The organism is Pseudomonas sp. ok266 (assembly GCF_900110195.1).
GTDB lineage: Bacteria > Pseudomonadota > Gammaproteobacteria > Pseudomonadales > Pseudomonadaceae > Aquipseudomonas > Aquipseudomonas neuropathica.
On sequence record NZ_FOCU01000007.1, the window covers coordinates 328,898 to 346,462 of the forward strand.

The 17,565-nt window shown below is 59.1% G+C and carries 13 protein-coding genes; 9 read left to right on the forward strand and 4 right to left on the reverse strand.

The genetic code is table 11. The annotated features are described in order from the left end of the window. Positions 1 to 17: 17 nt before the first annotated feature. Positions 18 to 1,871 (reverse strand): sigma-54-dependent Fis family transcriptional regulator, encoded by a 1,854-nt coding sequence (locus BMY54_RS15445; RefSeq protein ID WP_093434225.1) that lies wholly within the window; start codon positions 1,869 to 1,871, stop codon positions 18 to 20. 372 nt (positions 1,872 to 2,243) lie between these two features. Here BMY54_RS15445 and BMY54_RS15450 point away from each other — a divergent pair, with 372 nt between their 5' ends. Genes BMY54_RS15450 through BMY54_RS15475 form a run of 6 tightly spaced genes read left to right on the forward strand, consistent with a single transcriptional unit; the run spans position 2,244 to position 8,193 of the window. After that, positions 2,244 to 3,338 (forward strand): ABC transporter ATP-binding protein, encoded by a 1,095-nt coding sequence (locus BMY54_RS15450; protein ID WP_093434228.1) that lies wholly within the window; start codon positions 2,244 to 2,246, stop codon positions 3,336 to 3,338. Further along, positions 3,338 to 4,447, forward strand: a complete 1,110-nt coding sequence (locus BMY54_RS15455) for an ABC transporter ATP-binding protein (protein WP_093434231.1) — start codon at positions 3,338 to 3,340, stop codon at positions 4,445 to 4,447. The genes BMY54_RS15450 and BMY54_RS15455 overlap by 1 nt, the downstream gene beginning before the upstream one ends. Further along, a complete protein-coding gene (locus BMY54_RS15460; RefSeq protein WP_007912484.1) occupies positions 4,444 to 5,310 on the forward strand; it encodes a carbohydrate ABC transporter permease in 867 nt (288 codons plus the stop codon). Before BMY54_RS15455 ends, BMY54_RS15460 begins: the two co-directional genes overlap by 4 nt. A 9-nt stretch (positions 5,311 to 5,319) precedes the next feature. After that, complete coding sequence (locus BMY54_RS15465) at positions 5,320 to 6,120, forward strand: carbohydrate ABC transporter permease (RefSeq protein ID WP_093434233.1); 801 nt, start codon at positions 5,320 to 5,322, stop codon at positions 6,118 to 6,120. 10 nt (positions 6,121 to 6,130) lie between these two features. Next, positions 6,131 to 6,403: a DUF2160 domain-containing protein gene (locus BMY54_RS15470; protein WP_007912485.1), complete on the forward strand. Its 273-nt coding sequence runs from the start codon at positions 6,131 to 6,133 to the stop codon at positions 6,401 to 6,403. A 47-nt stretch (positions 6,404 to 6,450) separates the two neighbouring features. After that, the gene (locus BMY54_RS15475; protein WP_016986564.1) at positions 6,451 to 8,193 is read left to right on the forward strand and encodes an ABC transporter substrate-binding protein; all 1,743 of its coding nucleotides are present in this window, start codon (positions 6,451 to 6,453) and stop codon (positions 8,191 to 8,193) included. A 302-nt stretch (positions 8,194 to 8,495) separates the two neighbouring features. Here the strand turns inward: BMY54_RS15475 and BMY54_RS30915 are convergent, their stop codons facing one another. From BMY54_RS30915 to BMY54_RS15490, 3 genes are all read right to left on the reverse strand, one after another. Next, positions 8,496 to 8,699: a hypothetical protein gene (locus tag BMY54_RS30915; protein ID WP_256573906.1), complete on the reverse strand. Its 204-nt coding sequence runs from the start codon at positions 8,697 to 8,699 to the stop codon at positions 8,496 to 8,498. A 394-nt stretch (positions 8,700 to 9,093) separates the two neighbouring features. After that, a complete protein-coding gene (locus BMY54_RS15485) occupies positions 9,094 to 10,527 on the reverse strand; it encodes a heavy metal sensor histidine kinase (RefSeq protein ID WP_093434236.1) in 1,434 nt (477 codons plus the stop codon). Then, positions 10,524 to 11,198: a heavy metal response regulator transcription factor gene (locus BMY54_RS15490; RefSeq protein ID WP_093434241.1), complete on the reverse strand. Its 675-nt coding sequence runs from the start codon at positions 11,196 to 11,198 to the stop codon at positions 10,524 to 10,526. Before BMY54_RS15490 ends, BMY54_RS15485 begins: the two co-directional genes overlap by 4 nt. A gap of 534 nt (positions 11,199 to 11,732) precedes the next feature. Here BMY54_RS15490 and BMY54_RS15495 point away from each other — a divergent pair. Genes BMY54_RS15495 through BMY54_RS15505 form a run of 3 tightly spaced genes read left to right on the forward strand, consistent with a single transcriptional unit; the run spans position 11,733 to position 17,382 of the window. Further along, positions 11,733 to 12,980 carry a TolC family protein gene (locus BMY54_RS15495; protein WP_093434244.1) on the forward strand — a complete coding sequence of 416 codons (1,248 nt, stop codon included), beginning with the start codon at positions 11,733 to 11,735 and terminating at the stop codon, positions 12,978 to 12,980. A 49-nt stretch (positions 12,981 to 13,029) separates the two neighbouring features. Next, positions 13,030 to 14,217 carry an efflux RND transporter periplasmic adaptor subunit gene (locus BMY54_RS15500; RefSeq protein ID WP_093434247.1) on the forward strand — a complete coding sequence of 396 codons (1,188 nt, stop codon included), beginning with the start codon at positions 13,030 to 13,032 and terminating at the stop codon, positions 14,215 to 14,217. 15 nt (positions 14,218 to 14,232) lie between these two features. Then, positions 14,233 to 17,382: a CusA/CzcA family heavy metal efflux RND transporter gene (locus BMY54_RS15505; RefSeq protein WP_093434250.1), complete on the forward strand. Its 3,150-nt coding sequence runs from the start codon at positions 14,233 to 14,235 to the stop codon at positions 17,380 to 17,382. Positions 17,383 to 17,565 lie beyond the last annotated feature (183 nt).

Here is a 17,565-nt window from a genome sequence, read left to right on the forward strand (position 1 = left end):
GGGAAAGGGCGGTTCACTCAACCTTCAATCTGCCGCAACCGCTTGTAAAGCGTATTCCGACTCACCCCCAACCGTCGCGCCAAATGCGAAATATTCCCCCCTGCCGCTTTCAACTCCCGGTTCAACGCCTCTACATCATTCAGATCAACCCCCAACGGCGCCGCGCTCTCCACCGGCTCCATCTCCAGATCAACAAAAAAATCATCCGGCAAATGCTCCAGCCTCACCGGCTGTTCCTCAGCCATCGCCAGCGCCACCTGCATCACGCTACTGACCTGACGCAAATTCCCCGGCCACGGATGACGGCTGAACAGTTCCAGCACCTCTTGGCTCAACCCCGCCCACTGCGTTGGCTCACGATGCTGCTCCCACAACCGTTTAAACAACGCCTCTTTATCACTGCGCTCCCGCAATGGCGGCAGCTCCAGCGTCAGCCCGCCGATTCGGTAATACAAATCCTCCCGAAACCGCCCCAACTGCACTTGTTCGCGTAAGGATCGGTTAGTCGCCGAAATAATCCGCAAATCCACCGGGAACAGCTCGCTGCTGCCTACCGGCTGCACACAGCGCTCCTGCAAAACCCGCAACAACCGCGCCTGAGTCGGCAATGGCATATCGCCGATTTCATCGAGGAATAACGTGCCTCTGTCAGCCTTGCGAATCAGGCCGATGCTGCCTTTCTGATTCGCGCCGGTGAACGCGCCTTTCTCGTAACCGAACAATTCGGATTCCACCAGTTCGGCGGGGATCGCCGCGCAGTTGACGGCGATAAACGCCTGTTTGCTGCGCGAGCTGGCCTGGTGCAGAGCTTTGACGAAGACCTCTTTGCCGACACCGGTTTCGCCATGGATCAGCAGCGGAATGTCTTTCTCCAGCAAACGCTCAGCCTGGCGCACAGCTTTCTCCACGCGACTGTCGCCGAAGTGCAGGGTGCTGAGGCTGATAGCGCCCGCGGGTGGTTTTAATGGCACTTCAACGCTTTTCGGTTCGGCAAACACCCGAGGCTGAATTGGCGCCTGTTTCGGCCGCTTCAACAAACATTGAAAACGGTTACGCCCGGACGTCTGCAAGGCAAACGGCAACCCGTCGGGCTGATTGATCAACTCCAGCAGTGACACCTTGAACAGACTTTCAACGCTCACCCGCGACAAGCGCACACCGAGCAGATTGTCGGCGCGACGATTGGCCGACAGCACTTGACCGCTCTCATCGAAGATCAACAACCCGGCCCACTGACTGTCGAGGTTGTTCAACCCGGTGTTGAAGGTCAGTTGAAAATGCTGACCATGGAACAGGTTGAGGATCAGCCGGTTTTCCACGGTCTGGCTCATCATCTTGACCATACCCAAAGTGTGCGAGGGCGGCAGGTAGCTGTCGCTGGACACATCGAGCACCGCTATGACCTTGCGCTCGGCGTCGAAAATCGGCGCAGCGGAACCGGTCATGAAGCGATTGGCCTTGAGAAAGTGTTCATCGTGTTCGATATGCACGGCCTGCTCACACGCCAGCGCCGTGCCGATCGCATTGGTACCGCTGGTGCGCTCGACCCAACTTGCACCGGCCTGAAAGCCCCGCGCCAGATTCGGTTCGATAAACCGCTGCGTGCCCCACGAGGTCAGCACCTGACCTTGATTGTCGGCGAGCATGATCAGGCAGTTGGAGTTGCTGAGGATGTTTTCGTAATAGGGCAGGACTTCCTGGTGTGTGGTCTGCACCAGTGAGTGATGGCTGTCGAGCAACTGCGCGATGCCGGCGGCAGGCAACTGATCGAAGGCCGGCGTGCTTTGGTGGTCGAGACCGAACGCGCGGCAACGTTGCCAGGAAGTCTGGACGATCGCGTCGTGGGACAGCGGCGGGGCAGGTGCGGCCATGGCAGTCAGCCTCTGATGCAGCGATTTTTATTGTTGTTATGAACCCAAATCCTGAGAACAACACAGATCAACTGTGGGAGCGAGCTTGCTCGCGAAAGCGTCGTATCAGTCACCGAATCGGTTGAATGACACACCGCATTCGCGAGCAAGCTCGCTCCCACAGGATCTCCGGAGCTCACCGAAATGAGTTCATAGAGTGTTGTTCACTATTGTTCATTGTCAATCGCCCACTTGTTCAAATGTGTTCAGCAATGAACGCTCATTCCCCGCGCTTTCAACGATTTTCACGCCAAATCAACCACTTGCCATTTCTGGCACGAAACTCGCTCCCGTGCACAGGTCGCTTGACTCCAATAATAAAAAGGCCGAGCCATGTCACTCACCCTGGAGCACGTCAGCCGTACCGTCGAGGGCCAGATCTGGATCGACGATGCGTGCCTGAAATTCGAACCTGGTTCTTTCAACGTTTTGCTCGGCCGCACGCTGTCCGGCAAAACCAGCCTCATGCGTTTAATGGCCGGTCTGGACAAACCCGACAGCGGCCGCATCCTGATGAACGGCGTCGACGTCACCCAACGTCCGGTGCGCCTGCGCAACGTGTCGATGGTCTATCAGCAGTTCATCAACTACCCGACCATGACCGTGTTCGAAAACATCGCCTCGCCGTTGCGTCAGGCCGGTGTTTCGAAAGAGATCATCCATAGCAAAGTGCAGGAAACCGCGAAGATGCTGCGCATCGAGAAGTTTCTGCAGCGCTACCCGCTGGAACTCTCTGGCGGCCAACAACAACGCACCGCCATGGCCCGTGCGCTGGTCAAGGACGCCGAGCTGATCCTCTTTGATGAGCCGCTGGTCAACCTCGACTACAAACTCCGCGAAGAGCTGCGTCAGGAAATGCGCGAGCTGTTCAAGGCGCGCCACACCATCGCCATTTACGCCACCACCGAGCCCAATGAAGCGCTGGCCCTCGGCGGCACCACGACGATTCTTCACGAAGGCCGGGTGATTCAGAGCGGCCCGTCGACCTCGGTGTACCACCAGCCGCAAACCGTGCTGGCTGCCGAATTGTTCTCCGAGCCGCCGATCAACCTGATGCCCGGGCGCATCGCCGGCAACGAAGTGAGTTTTGCCAACTTCGTACACTTCCCGTTGAACGTCGATCTGCGCCCGGTGGGCGAGGGCGAGTTCCGTTTCGGCGTGCGTCCCAGCCACATCTCGCTGGTGCCGAGCAACGATGACGATCTCGAACTGGCGGTCACCGTCGAAGTCGCCGAGATCAGCGGTTCGGAAACCTTCCTGCACGTGCGCAACGAGCATTTCCTGCTGGTGCTGCACCTGCCCGGCGTTCACGAATACGACGTCGATGCGCCGATCCGCATCTACATCCCGACCCATAAACTGTTCGTTTTCGATGCGCAGGGCCGTCTGGTGCAAGCACCGGGCCGGCGTGTCGCGAGGGTTGCCTGATGGCCGAAATCCGTTTGCAACACCTCGCCCACAGCTACAGTAAAACCCCGAGCGGCGCGGAGGATTATGCAATCCGCGAGATGGATCACGTCTGGGAGCAGGGCGGCGCCTATGCATTGCTCGGGCCGTCGGGTTGCGGCAAATCAACCTTGCTCAACATCATTTCCGGCCTGCTCAGCCCCTCGCAGGGGCACGTCTTGTTCGACGGCAAAGCGGTCAACGACCTGACGCCGGAGAAGCGCAACATCGCCCAGGTTTTCCAGTTTCCGGTGGTCTACGACACCATGACCGTGTTCGATAACCTCGCCTTCCCCCTGCGCAATCAGGGCATGGCCGAGGCGAAAGTGCACAGCAAGGTGCAGGAAATCGCCGAAGTCCTCGACCTGCAAAACCTGCTGAGCAAAAAGGCGCGCAACCTCACCGCCGACGAAAAACAGAAAGTCTCGATGGGCCGTGGTCTGGTCCGCGACGACGTTTCGGCGATCCTCTTCGACGAACCGCTGACGGTGATCGACCCGCACCTGAAGTGGAAACTGCGGCGCAAGCTCAAGCAGATCCACGAGCAGTTCAACATCACCATGGTCTACGTCACCCACGATCAACTGGAAGCATCGACCTTCGCCGATAAGATTGCGGTGATGTACGGCGGCCAGATCGTCCAGTTCGGCACGCCTCGGGAACTGTTTGAGCGGCCGAGCCATACCTTTGTCGGCTATTTCATCGGCAGCCCCGGCATGAACCTGATCGACGTGCAGCCGCAACCCGGCGGCGTCGGTTTCGCCTCGACGCATCTGCCGCTGTCTGACGCGATGCAGCGACATATCCAACACGGCCAGTGGAAAAATCTGAAGGTCGGCATCCGTCCCGAGTTTATTCACGTGTGGGACGAGCCGTTTGATGACGCGATGCAGGCAAAGGTCGTACACGTCGAAGACCTCGGCACCTACAAAATCATGACCCTCGACCTCGACGGCGCGCCGTTGAAAGTGCGTCTGGCCGAAGACAAACCGGTGCCGCAGGGCACGGCGTACATCAGTTTTCCGGCGCAGTGGCTGATGGTCTATGCCGATGAGTTTCTGCTCGAAGCCGACGATGAGGTGCAGCCATGAACAAGGTGCAGAACAACAAGGCCTGGTGGCTGGTATTGCCGGTGTTCCTGCTGGTGGCGTTCAGTGCGGTGATCCCGATGATGACCGTGGTCAACTATTCGGTGCAGGACATTTTCGATCAGTCCAGCCGCTATTTCGTCGGCGCCGACTGGTACAAGCAAGTGCTGCTCGACCCGCGTTTGCACGACTCATTGCTGCGCCAGTTCATCTATTCGGCGTGCGTGTTGCTGATTGAAATTCCGCTGGGTATTGCCGTTGCGCTGACGATGCCAACCAAGGGCCGCTGGTCGTCGGTGGTGCTGATCATTCTGGCGATTCCGTTGCTGATCCCATGGAACGTGGTTGGCACCATTTGGCAGATCTTTGGCCGCGCGGATATCGGCCTGCTCGGTTCGAGCCTCAATGCCATGGGCATCAGCTACAACTACGCCGCCAACACCATGGACGCCTGGGTGACGGTGCTGGTGATGGACGTCTGGCACTGGACTTCATTGGTGGCGCTGCTGTGTTTCTCCGGATTGCGCGCGATTCCCGACGTGTATTACCAGGCCGCGCGCATCGACCGCGCCTCGGCCTGGGCGGTGTTCCGGCATATTCAGTTGCCCAAGCTGAAGAGCGTGCTGCTGATCGCAGTGATGCTGCGCTTCATGGACAGTTTCATGATCTACACCGAGCCGTTCGTGCTCACCGGCGGCGGGCCGGGCAACGCCACGACTTTCTTGAGTCAGACGCTGACCCAGATGGCCGTAGGGCAATTCGACCTCGGTCCGGCAGCGGCGTTTTCGCTGGTGTACTTCCTGATCATCCTGTTGGTGTCCTGGCTGTTCTACACCGCCATGACGCACTCCGACGCCAACCGCTGAGGCCCGGCCATGAGCAAGAGAAAGATTATTCCGTTGCTGGTGTACATCCTGTTCCTGCTGGTGCCGATCTACTGGCTGTTGAACATGTCGTTCAAGAGCAACACCGAAATCCTCGGCGGCCTGACGCTTTTCCCACAGGCCTTTACGCTGGCGAACTACAAGGTGATCTTCACCGACCCGAGCTGGTACACCGGTTATCTCAACTCGCTGTATTACGTGAGTTTGAACACGGTGATCTCGCTGAGCGTGGCGTTGCCGGCGGCGTATGCGTTTTCGCGCTACCGTTTTCTCGGCGACAAGCACCTGTTCTTCTGGCTGCTGACCAACCGCATGGCGCCACCGGCAGTGTTCTTGCTGCCGTTCTTTCAGTTGTATTCGTCGATTGGCCTGTTCGACACACATATCGCCGTGGCCTTGGCGCACTGCCTGTTTAACGTGCCATTGGCGGTGTGGATTCTCGAAGGCTTCATGTCTGGCGTGCCCAAGGAAATCGACGAAACCGCCTACATCGACGGCTACAGTTTCCCCAAGTTCTTCGTGAAGATTTTCATCCCGCTGATCGGCTCCGGCATCGGCGTTACGGCGTTTTTCTGCTTCATGTTTTCCTGGGTCGAACTGCTGCTCGCGCGCACATTGACCTCGGTAAACGCCAAGCCGATTGCGGCGGTGATGACGCGCACGGTTTCCGCTTCGGGTATCGATTGGGGCGTGCTGGCAGCGGCGGGGGTGTTGACCATTCTGCCGGGCATGCTGGTGATCTGGTTTGTTCGCAACCACGTGGCCAAGGGCTTTGCCCTCGGTCGGGTCTGAGGAGCTGATGATGGAATGGATGAGCTGGACCACGCCTACCGCAGCATTCTTCATTGTCATCGGCCTGATTCTGGTCGGCATGACCACTTGGGAATTGCGCTCGCCGAGCATCCTGCGGCGAGGTTTTCTGCCGATTGCCACCACCCGTGGCGATCGTTTGTTTATCGGTCTTCTCGGCAGCGCCTACCTGCATTTGCTGGTGATCGGCGCCACCGACTGGAGCATCTGGGTAGCGTCCGCGTTGTCCCTGGTGTGGCTGTTGGCTGTGATGCGTTGGGGCTAGTCGAGTCGTTCGGCAACGCGGCTCCACAACTTAAACAGGAGGTCTCTATGTTCGACAAAAACAATAAGCTGCGACATAGCATTTCATTGGCAGCCATGCTGGCACTCAGCGGTTTGAGCGCCGCCGCGTGGGCGGATGCCTACGAAGACGCGGCGAAAAAATGGATCGGCAGTGAATTCAAACCGTCGACCCTGACGGCCGAGCAGCAACTTGAAGAACTGAAGTGGTTCATCAAAGCCGCCGAGCCGTTTCGCGGCATGGACATCAAGGTCGTTTCCGAGACCCTGACCACCCACGAGTACGAGTCGAAAGTGCTCGCCAAGGCGTTCAGCGAAATCACCGGAATCAAACTCACCCACGACCTGCTGCAAGAAGGCGACGTGGTCGAGAAAATGCAGACGGTGATGCAGTCGGACAAGAATATTTATGACGGCTGGGTCAACGACTCGGACCTGATCGGTACGCACTTTCGCTACGGCAAGACCGAATCGATCACTGACCTGATGGCCAACGAAGGCAAGAACTTCACCTCGCCGACCCTCGATATCAAGGATTTTATTGGCATCTCGTTCACCACCGCGCCGGACGGCAAGATCTATCAACTGCCCGACCAGCAATTCGCCAACCTGTACTGGTTCCGTGCCGACTGGTTTGAACGTGCGGATCTGAAAGCCAAGTTCAAGGAAAAGTACGGCTACGAATTGGGCGTGCCGGTGAACTGGTCGGCCTATGAAGACATCGCCAAATTCTTCAGCGAAGACGTCAAGGAAATCGACGGCAAACGCGTTTACGGGCACATGGACTACGGCAAGAAAGACCCGTCGCTGGGCTGGCGCTTCACCGATGCCTGGTTCTCCATGGCCGGTGGCGGCGACAAAGGGTTGCCCAACGGTTTGCCGGTGGACGAGTGGGGGATTCGCGTCGAGGACTGCCACCCGGTCGGCTCCAGCGTGACTCGCGGCGGCGACACCAACGGCCCGGCGGCGGTGTTCGCCACCACCAAGTATGTCGACTGGCTGAAGAAGTACGCGCCACCGGAAGCGGCGGGCATGACCTTCTCCGAATCCGGTCCGGTGCCGTCGCAGGGCAACATTGCGCAGCAGATCTTCTGGTACACCGCGTTCACCGCCGACATGACCAAGCCGGGCCTGCCGGTGGTCAACGCCGACGGCACGCCGAAATGGCGCATGGCGCCATCGCCGCGCGGGCCGTATTGGGAAGAGGGCATGAAGCTCGGTTATCAGGACGTGGGCTCGTGGACGTTCATGAAGTCCACACCTGAGAAACAGAAGCTCGCGGCGTGGTTGTACGCGCAGTTCGTGACCTCGAAAACCGTGTCGCTGAAGAAAACCATCGTTGGCCTGACGCCGATTCGCGAGTCGGACATCAACTCGCAAGCGATGACCGATCTGGCGCCGAAACTCGGTGGTCTGGTCGAGTTCTATCGCAGCCCGGCCCGCGTGCAATGGACCCCGACCGGCACCAACGTGCCGGACTACCCGCGTCTGGCGCAATTGTGGTGGAGCCACATCGCCGAAGCGGCCAGCGGCGAGAAGACCCCGCAACAGGCGCTGGATGGTTTGGCCAAGGATCAGGACGCAATCATGACGCGCCTCGAACGCTCAAAGGCTCAGGCCGTTTGTGCACCGAAGATGAATCCGGAGCGCGATGCTCAGTACTGGTTTGATCAGCCGGGCGCACCGAAACCGAAACTGGCGAACGAGAAGCCGAAGGGCGAGACCGTGAGCTACAACGAACTGCTGAAATCGTGGGCGGATGCGCGGAAGTAACAGCTGAAATGTGAAAGGCGAACGGCACTGCAAGGTGCCGTTTTTTTTTGCGCCTGATCTACCGCAATCGCGAGCAGGCTCACTCCTACAGGGGATTGAGGCGTACGCATCATCTGTGAACGACACAAAAACCTGTAGGAGTGAGCCTGCTCGCGATAGCGGTGTGTCAGATAACAAAGATATCGACTGACCCGCCGCCATCGCTTGCAGGCAAGCTCCTACAGAATGCAGTGGTGTTCACAAAACTCAAAAAAACCCTGCCCACTGCAGCATCTACTAAAGGGCATCGGTCAGTGCCAGCTTCATGCTTGAGTTTCTTCAAAGGTATCAAGCATGGCATCAGGCAATGACGAATCGAAATCATCAGGCAGCACCAACTTGCCTTTCATAGCGCCAATTCGTGGTGTGCCGGTTTTTCCTGTGTGAGCGAGAAGGCGCTGCGCCCGACCTTGGACTGCCAGAGTCTCGATTTCTGCAACCAACTCACAAAACATGTCTCTGCTCATAGTGCCCCCCATCGTTCTTCTACCTGCAAAGACCTTCACCATAGAACTACCCACTCAAGGCTGGCTGTAGGACGAAGCGGATGTTAGGGCGGGAGCTTTCGGAGTTTGTGCAGAGACGAGAGCGTATCGGTAAGAAATCGTACAAAACTCGCGATTCCCATTCTGACATTCAACATGGATATCGCCTGATCCGACGCTTTCGCGAGCAAGCTCGCTCCCACAGGTTTCGGCGGCGTCCACTTATTTTGTGAATGACTACTGTCTCTGTGGGAGCGAGCTTGCTCGCGAAGGCTGAGTATCAGGCAGTGCAGATTTTGCAGGACCCACCGCCATCGCGAACAGGCGAAGGCCTACAGGTTTTAGCGGTGTTCACAAAACCTGAGTACCCCGCAAATCACTGTGGGAGCTTGCCTGCAAGCGAAGGGGCCATTGGCGGCACCGCCGGAAATCCAAGCCTGAACACCGTCATCGCCCCCGGCAAACTCTTAACCTCCGCCACACCCTGATGCAGGCTCATGATCGAGCGCACGATTGCGAGCCCCAACCCGGTACTGCCCTGCGAACGCGAGCGACTGCTGTCGACGCGGTAGAAGCGGTCGAACAGATGTGGCAGGTGTTGCGCCTCAATCCCGGCGCCGGGGTTGCTGACCAGCAGGGAGGCCTGAGTCGCACTCTGTTCGATCAGCAGCGTCACGGTTTTCCCGTTCGGGCAATGACGCAGCGCGTTGGACAGCAGATTGGAAATCGCCCGCTGAATCATCAGCCGATCGCCCATCACCGTCGCACTGCCAACGACATTCAAATGAATGTTCTTATCCTGCGCCGACAACGAAAACATCTCCGCGACCTTCGCCGCCTCAACCTCCAGCGCCACCGCTTCAAACGGCGCCAGCGCGGACGGATGACTGACCTGCGCGAGAAACAACATGTCCGAGACAATCCGCGCCACACGCTCCAGTTCCTCGGTGCACGACACCAGCACGTCCTTGTATTCCTCGGTCGTGCGCTCGCGGGACAAGGTCACCTGCGCCTTGCCCATCAGGTTATTGATCGGGGTGCGCAACTCATGCGCCAGATCATCGGAGAATTGCGACAACTGCTGCACCCCGGCATCGAGCCGATGCAGCATGAAATTGATGCCTTGTGCCAGTTCACTCAGCTCCTGCGGCATGTTCACCACGGACAGCCGGTGTTCCAGATCCTGGGTCGAGACCATCGCTGCGACTTTGCGAAACTCGCGCAGCGGCGCCAACCCGCGTTGCACCGCGCCCCACGCGGTCAGGCCGATAAACACCAGCAACAACGGCAAGGCAATCAGCGTCGAGCGTAGATAGGCGCTGAGGAGGGCCTCATCGTGGGCGTTATCCACTGACAGCAGCACCGGCACGCTGCTGCTGTCCTTGAGGCGAATCAGTTTCGAGGCGGTGAGGAATTTCTTGCCTTGCGCGTCGGTGCTGTCGCTGTAAGTCAGTTGATCGGTGGTGGCGCGCACCGCTTTCAATTCGACGCGCGGATCGCTCAATCCCGAGCCGGACTTGAGCAGCGGCGAGCGCTGATTGAGGCGGTCGTAAATGGTCAGCGTGAGGTTGTCGTGCCCCATCACCTGATCGAGCAGAATATGCGGCTTGCCGGTGATTTCATTGGCATCGACGTACAACGACAGGCTGTGTTCGACCTGCGCCATCTTCTTTTCCAGGCTGTCTCTGGCAAGCGAATTCAGCTCATGGGTCAGGGCGAAATAGGCGAGGATCGCCAGAAACACCACCAGCAGCGCACCGAGAATACTCACCGTCAAACCGAGGCGCATCGACAGGCTGGAGGGCTTCATTCCCGTGCCTCCAGCACATAGCCGACACCGCGCAGGGTGTGGATCAGTTTGCTGTCGAACGGGTCGTCGATCTTCGCCCGCAAGCGACGGATCGACACCTCGACCACATTGGTGTCGCAGTCGAAATTCATGTCCCACACCAGCGAGATGATCTGCGTGCGCGTCAGCACTTCGCCGGACTGGCGCATCAGCAGATGCAGCAGGGCGAATTCCTTGGTGGTCAGGTCGATCCGCTGCGCGCCACGAAACGCGCGATGGCGGCCCGGATCGAGCTCCAGATCAGCGACTTTCAGCACCTGCGGCACCGGGATATTTTCGCTACGACGCATCAAGGTGCGCACCCGCGCCAGCAGTTCGGGAAACTCGAACGGCTTGACCAGATAATCGTCGGCGCCCAGATCGAGGCCGCGAATCTTGTCGGCCAGACGCCCGCGCGCCGTCAGCATCATCACCCGCGTCGAATGGGTGCGACGCAGTTGTTCCAGCACGTTCCAGCCGTCGAGCTCCGGCAGGTTTACGTCGAGAATAATCAGGTCATACGCTTGTTGTTGCGCCAGATGCAGGCCATCGGCACCGGTGGCGGCGTGGTCAACGACATAACCACTTTCGGTCAAACCCTGATGCAAGTATTCGGCAGCTTTAAGCTCGTCCTCGACGACAAGGATTCGCATGATCTTTCACCACTTTTATTTAATGGGTATTTAATTTAAAAGCCCCTCACCCTAACCCTCTCCCAGAGGGAGAGGGGACTGAGCGTGGGATATTTCAGAACTACGCCGACGTGAAAGAACGTTACTGAATCCATAATCAACTTGATGTAACAGGTCGATAAAAAACGCCAGACACTTCGGTCGGCTCCCTCTCCCCCCGGGAGAGGGCTGGGGTGAGGGGAGTGCGGACAATAAAGGTTGTAGCGGCTACAGGGTCAACGCCCAAGTGCTTTAGATCAGTGTTCTGCGACAGTAGGTCGCAGTGCTAACCACCAAATTCTCTTGAGTTTACTTACGGCAAGTGCTGTTCAGCAGATAACTACCGTGTTTTTGTTTCGATGTATTTCGATAACGCTGCTAGCACTTCGCATCCTAGAACAAAACAACTTCCCCAAACCGTGGATAACGGATTTGTAATGTTCCAGTCACCTTGTCGATAAGTTCAAAACCCTACCGTGGCGGCATCCGAGATTCTTGAATAAAGGAAGTCCTCCATTGCCCGGTTTAATTAAACTGACGGCGCAATCACGCCTGAAAAAAACCGCCAGCGTCATCTTGTTGCTGGCCTGTACCAGCCTTGCAAACGCAGCGACCCTGACGCTGGATCAAGCCCTGCAAAGCGCCTTCGCCAGCAACCCGGATTTAGCCGCCGCGCAATGGGAAATCGGTATCGCCGAAGGTGACCGCCAACAGGCCGGCCTGATCCCCAACCCCGAAATGTCGTGGGAAGCCGAAGACACTCGGCGCAATTCGCGCACAACCACGGTGATGCTCAGTCAACCGATTGAACTTGGCGGCAAACGCGGTGCACGCATCGATGTCGCCAGCCGTGCGCAAGACGCTGCCAGCATCGAACTGGAGCGCAAGCGCAATGCCTTGCGTGCCGATGTGATTCAGGCATTCAACAGCGCGCAAACCGCGCAGCAACGCTTGCAGCTGTCGCGTCAATCGCTGCAATTGGCCGAGCACGGTTTGCGCGTGGCGCAAGGGCGGATCGAGGCGGGTAAATCTTCGCCAGTCGAAGGCACGCGGGCGCAAGTGCAACTCTCGGAAGTGCGCCTTGAATTGAGCCGCGCCGAACGCGATCAGGCCACCGCGTACCAACAATTGGCGCAAGTCACGGGCGCGGCATTGCCGACGTCGACCAAGGTGCAGGCGCTCACGCAAAGCATGCCGGCCGTACCACCACCGACAAGATTGCTCGAGCGTTTGAACGAGACTGCCGAACTGCGTCTGGCCAAGTTGCAGATCGATCAGCGCGAAGCGTCGTTGGGCCTGGAAAAGTCCCAGCGCATCCCCGATCTCACCGTCAGTATCGGCAGCCAATACAGCGAAACCGAGCGCGAGCGGGTCAATGTGGTCGGGCTGTCGATGCCGATTCCGCTGTTCAATCGCAATCAGGGTAACGTGCTCGCGGCCGCGCGCCGCACCGATCAGGCGCGGGATCTGCGCAACGCCACCGAGCTGCGTTTGCGCACGGAAATCCAGACCAGCCTTGAGCAATGGCAGACCGCCAACGGCGAAGTCATCGCGTTCAACCAGACCATCCTGCCCGCCGCGCAAAGTGCGGTCGACAGCGCCACGCGCGGTTTCGAAATGGGCAAGTTCGGCTTTCTCGATGTGCTCGACGCGCAACGCACGCTGATCGCCGCGCGTAGCCAATACATCCAGGCCGTCAGCGAAGCCACCGACGCCCGCGTACGCATCGAACGGATCTTCGGCGACCTCAGCGTCAGCCGTTGAATTTCACTTTTCAGACAACTGCGCGATGGCTCGGCGCAGAGGAGTTTCCATGGATAAAAGATTGATGGTGGTCGCGGTGGCGACGTTGGCGCTGGGCATTGGCATCGGCTCGCAGTGGTCAGGTCACGCAAGTATCGACGCGCATGCCGATGAGGCCGCTGAACACGCCGATCATGCGCAAGAAGATGCAGCGGCTGAACATGCCGAAGAAGGGCACATCGAATTGAGCGCGGAGCAGATCAGCGCTGCCGGCATTCAACTGGCCGAGGCAAAACCGCAAACCATCAGCCGCGGCCTGCCGTTTCCCGGCGAAGTGCGCTTCGACGAAGACCGCACTGCCCACGTCGTGCCGCGTGTGCCGGGTGTGGTCGAGGCGGTGGCGGTCAACCTCGGGCAAACCGTGAAGAGGGGCCAGTTGCTGGCGGTGATCGCCAGTCAGCAGATCTCCGATCAACGCAGCGAGCAAGCCGCCGCGCAGCGTCGTCTGGCCTTGGCGCGCACCACTTATGAACGGGAGAAAAAACTCTGGCAGGACAAGATCTCTGCCGAGCAGGATTTCCTCCAGGCGCGCCAGGCGTTGCAGGAAGCTGAAATTGCCCTGAGCAATGCGCAGCAGAAGATCAGCGTACTCAGCGGCAGCGTGGTCGCCACTGGCGGCAATCGCTACGAACTGCGCGCGCCGTTCGATGGCGTGGTGGTGGAAAAACACCTGACGCCGGGCGAGGTGGTCGATGAAAGCACAGCGGCGTTCACCCTCTCGGACTTGTCGCGAGTGTGGGTCACGTTCGGCGTTTCACCGAAGGATCTGAACAAGGTCCAAGTAGGCAAAACGGTCACCGTCAGTGCACCCGAACTGAACGCTGAAGTGGTTGGCAGCGTGGCTTACGTCGGCAGTTTGCTCGGCGAACAAACCCGCACTGCGACCGTTCGCGTCACCCTGGAAAACCCGCAAGGCTCATGGCGCCCCGGTCTGTTCGTCACTGCGCTGGTCGCGACCGACAGCCGCGAAGCGAAAGTCGCCGTGCCGGAAACCGCGATCCAGACCGTCGAGGACAAACCCACGGTGTTTGTGCGTACCGACGACGGCTTTGAAGCGCGCGCAGTAGAGCTGGGCAGCCGCGCAGGCGGTCATGTGGAAATCACTCAAGGCCTGGAACCGGGCGTGCAAGTCGCCAGCGCCGGCAGCTTCGTCCTCAAATCGGAACTGGGCAAAGCCTCGGCCGAGCATTCCCACTGATCCCGGAAGGTCCTCATGTTCGAACGCCTGATCCAGTTTGCCATCGAGCAGCGCATCATCGTCCTGCTCGCCGTTCTGCTTATGGCCGGCCTCGGCATCGCCAGTTATCAAAAACTGCCGATCGACGCCGTGCCCGACATCACCAACGTCCAGGTGCAGATCAACACTGGCGCCGCCGGATTCTCGCCGCTGGAGACCGAGCAGCGCATCACCTTCCCGATTGAAACCGCGATGGCCGGTCTACCGGCACTCGAACAGACCCGTTCGCTGTCGCGCTCGGGCCTGTCGCAAGTCACGGTGATCTTCAAGGACGGCACTGACCTGTTCTTCGCCCGGCAATTGGTCAACGAGCGTTTGCAGATTGCCAAGGAGCAATTGCCCGAAGGCGCCGAAGCGGTAATGGGGCCGATTTCCACCGGCCTCGGCGAGATCTTTTTATGGACAGTGGAAGCCAAGGAGGACGCACTCAAGGACGACGGCACAGCCTACACGCCGACCGACCTGCGGGTGATTCAGGACTGGATCATCAAGCCGCAATTGCGCAACGTGCCGGGCGTCGCCGAGATCAACACCATCGGCGGTTTCGCCAAGGAATATCAGATCGCGCCGGACCCGAAACGCCTGGCCGCGTACAAACTGACGCTCACCGATCTGGTCACTGCGCTTGAGCGCAACAACGCCAACGTCGGCGCCGGTTACATCGAGCGCAGCGGCGAGCAATTGCTGATCCGCGCGCCGGGGCAAGTGGCGAGCACCGAGGACATCGCCAACATCGTCATGGCCAATGTCGACGGCACGCCGATCCGGGTGAAGAACGTCGCGACAGTGGAAATCGGCCGCGAATTGCGCAGCGGCGCGGCCACCGAAAACGGGCGTGAAGTGGTGCTCGGCACGGTGTTCATGCTGATCGGCGAGAACAGCCGCACGGTCTCGCAAGCGGTCGCCAGCAAGCTCGAACAGATCAACAAATCTCTACCGCAAGGCGTGATCGCGGTGCCGGTGTACGACCGCACGCACCTGGTCGACAAAGCCATTGCCACGGTGAAAAAGAACCTCATCGAAGGCGCGATTCTGGTCATCGCGATTCTGTTTCTGTTCCTCGGCAACATCCGCGCGGCACTGATTACCGCGATGGTGATTCCGCTGTCGATGCTGTTCACCTTCACCGGCATGTTCAGCAACAAGGTCAGCGCCAACCTGATGAGCCTCGGCGCGCTGGACTTCGGCATTATCGTCGACGGCGCGGTGGTGATTGTCGAAAACACCCTGCGTCGGTTGGCCCATGCGCAGCAGCATCACGGACGTTTGCTGACCCGTGCCGAGCGTTTCAAGGAAGTCTTTGCCGCAGCGAAAGAGGCGCGGCGACCGCTGATTTTCGGCCAGTTGATCATCATGGTCGTGTACCTGCCGATCTTCGCGTTGAGCGGCGTCGAAGGGAAAATGTTTCACCCGATGGCGTTCACCGTGGTCATCGCTTTGCTTGGCGCGATGCTGTTGTCGGTGACCTTTGTGCCGGCGGCGATCGCGTTGTTCGTAACCGGCAAGGTCAAGGAAGAAGAGGGCGCGGTGATGCGCGGCGCACGTCGCGTTTACGCGCCGGCGCTGGCCTGGGTCATGTCCCATCGCGCAATCGCAGTGGGCGCGGCGTTGGGCGTGATCGTGCTCAGCGGTGTGCTCACCAGTCGCATGGGCAGCGAGTTTGTTCCGAGCCTGAGCGAAGGGGATTTTGCCCTGCAAGCGCTGCGCGTGCCGGGCACCAGCCTGACGCAATCGGTGGATATGCAGCAGCGGTTGGAGACGTTGATTCTGGCGAAGGTGCCGGAAGTCGAGCGCGTGTTTGCCCGCACAGGCACCGCCGAAATCGCCTCGGATCCGATGCCGCCGAATATCTCGGACAGCTATGTGATGCTCAAACCGAAAGAGCAATGGCCGGATCCGGACAAGTCCCGCGAATCCCTGATGGCCGAGTTGCAGGCTGCCGCCGCGACGTTGCCGGGTAGCAACTATGAACTGTCGCAGCCGATTCAATTGCGCTTCAACGAACTGATTTCCGGCGTGCGTAGCGATGTCGCGGTGAAGGTGTTTGGCGATGACATGGACGTGCTCAATGCCACGGCGGCGAAGATTGCTGCGGCGATGCAGAAGGTCAACGGCGCATCCGAGGTCAAGGTTGAGCAGACTACCGGGTTGCCGGTGCTGACCATCAACATTGATCGCGATAAAGCCGCGCGCTACGGACTCAACGTGGGTGATGTGCAGGACACCATCGCCGTCGCGGTGGGCGGGCGTCAGGCCGGGACGTTGTATGAGGGTGATCGGCGTTTCGACATGGTTGTGCGTTTGTCCGACGCCATGCGCAAGGACATCGACGGACTGTCGGCGCTGCTGATTCCGGTGCCCGCGCTGAGCGGCGCTGCGAATCAGATCGGCTTCATCGCGCTGCAAGACGTCGCCAGCCTCGACCTGGTGCTCGGGCCGAATCAGGTCAGCCGCGAGAACGGCAAGCGACTGGTGATCGTCAGCGCCAACGTGCGTGGGCGTGATATCGGCTCATTTGTCAGCGAGGCCGGCGAGGTGATCGAACGTGACGTGCAAGTGCCGGCCGGTTACTGGACCAGTTGGGGCGGGCAGTTCGAGCAACTGCAATCGGCGGCCAAGCGCTTGCAGATTGTGGTGCCGGTGGCGTTGCTGTTGGTGTTCGGGTTGTTGTTCATGATGTTCAACAATATCAAGGACGGCTTGCTGGTGTTTACCGGGATTCCGTTTGCGCTGACCGGTGGGGTCATGGCGCTGTGGTTGCGCGATATTCCGTTGTCGATTTCGGCGGGTGTCGGGTTTATCGCGTTGTCCGGGGTTGCGGTGTTGAACGGGTTGGTGATGATTGCGTTTATTCGTAATTTGCGTGAGGAGGGACGGTCGCTGTCCGATGCCATTAACGAAGGTGCGTTGACGCGTTTGCGGCCGGTGTTGATGACGGCGTTGGTGGCGTCGCTGGGGTTTATTCCGATGGCGCTTGCAACCGGCACCGGTGCGGAGGTGCAGCGACCACTGGCGACCGTGGTGATCGGCGGAATACTGTCCTCCACGATCCTCACACTGCTGATCTTGCCGGCGCTTTATCAACTCGCCCATCGCCGGGATGAGGACACTGTTCCATCTAAATAGGTAATCCCCTTGTGGGAGCGAGCTTGCTCGCGAAGGCGGTGTGTCATTCAACAAATCAGTCGACTGATCCGGCCTCTTCGCGAGCAAGCTCGCTCCCACAGGGGTTACGTGCACTGATCCGGCAGATAACGGATATGTAATGTCCCCGCCACCGTCACGATAGGTTCGGATTGTTACCTTGAT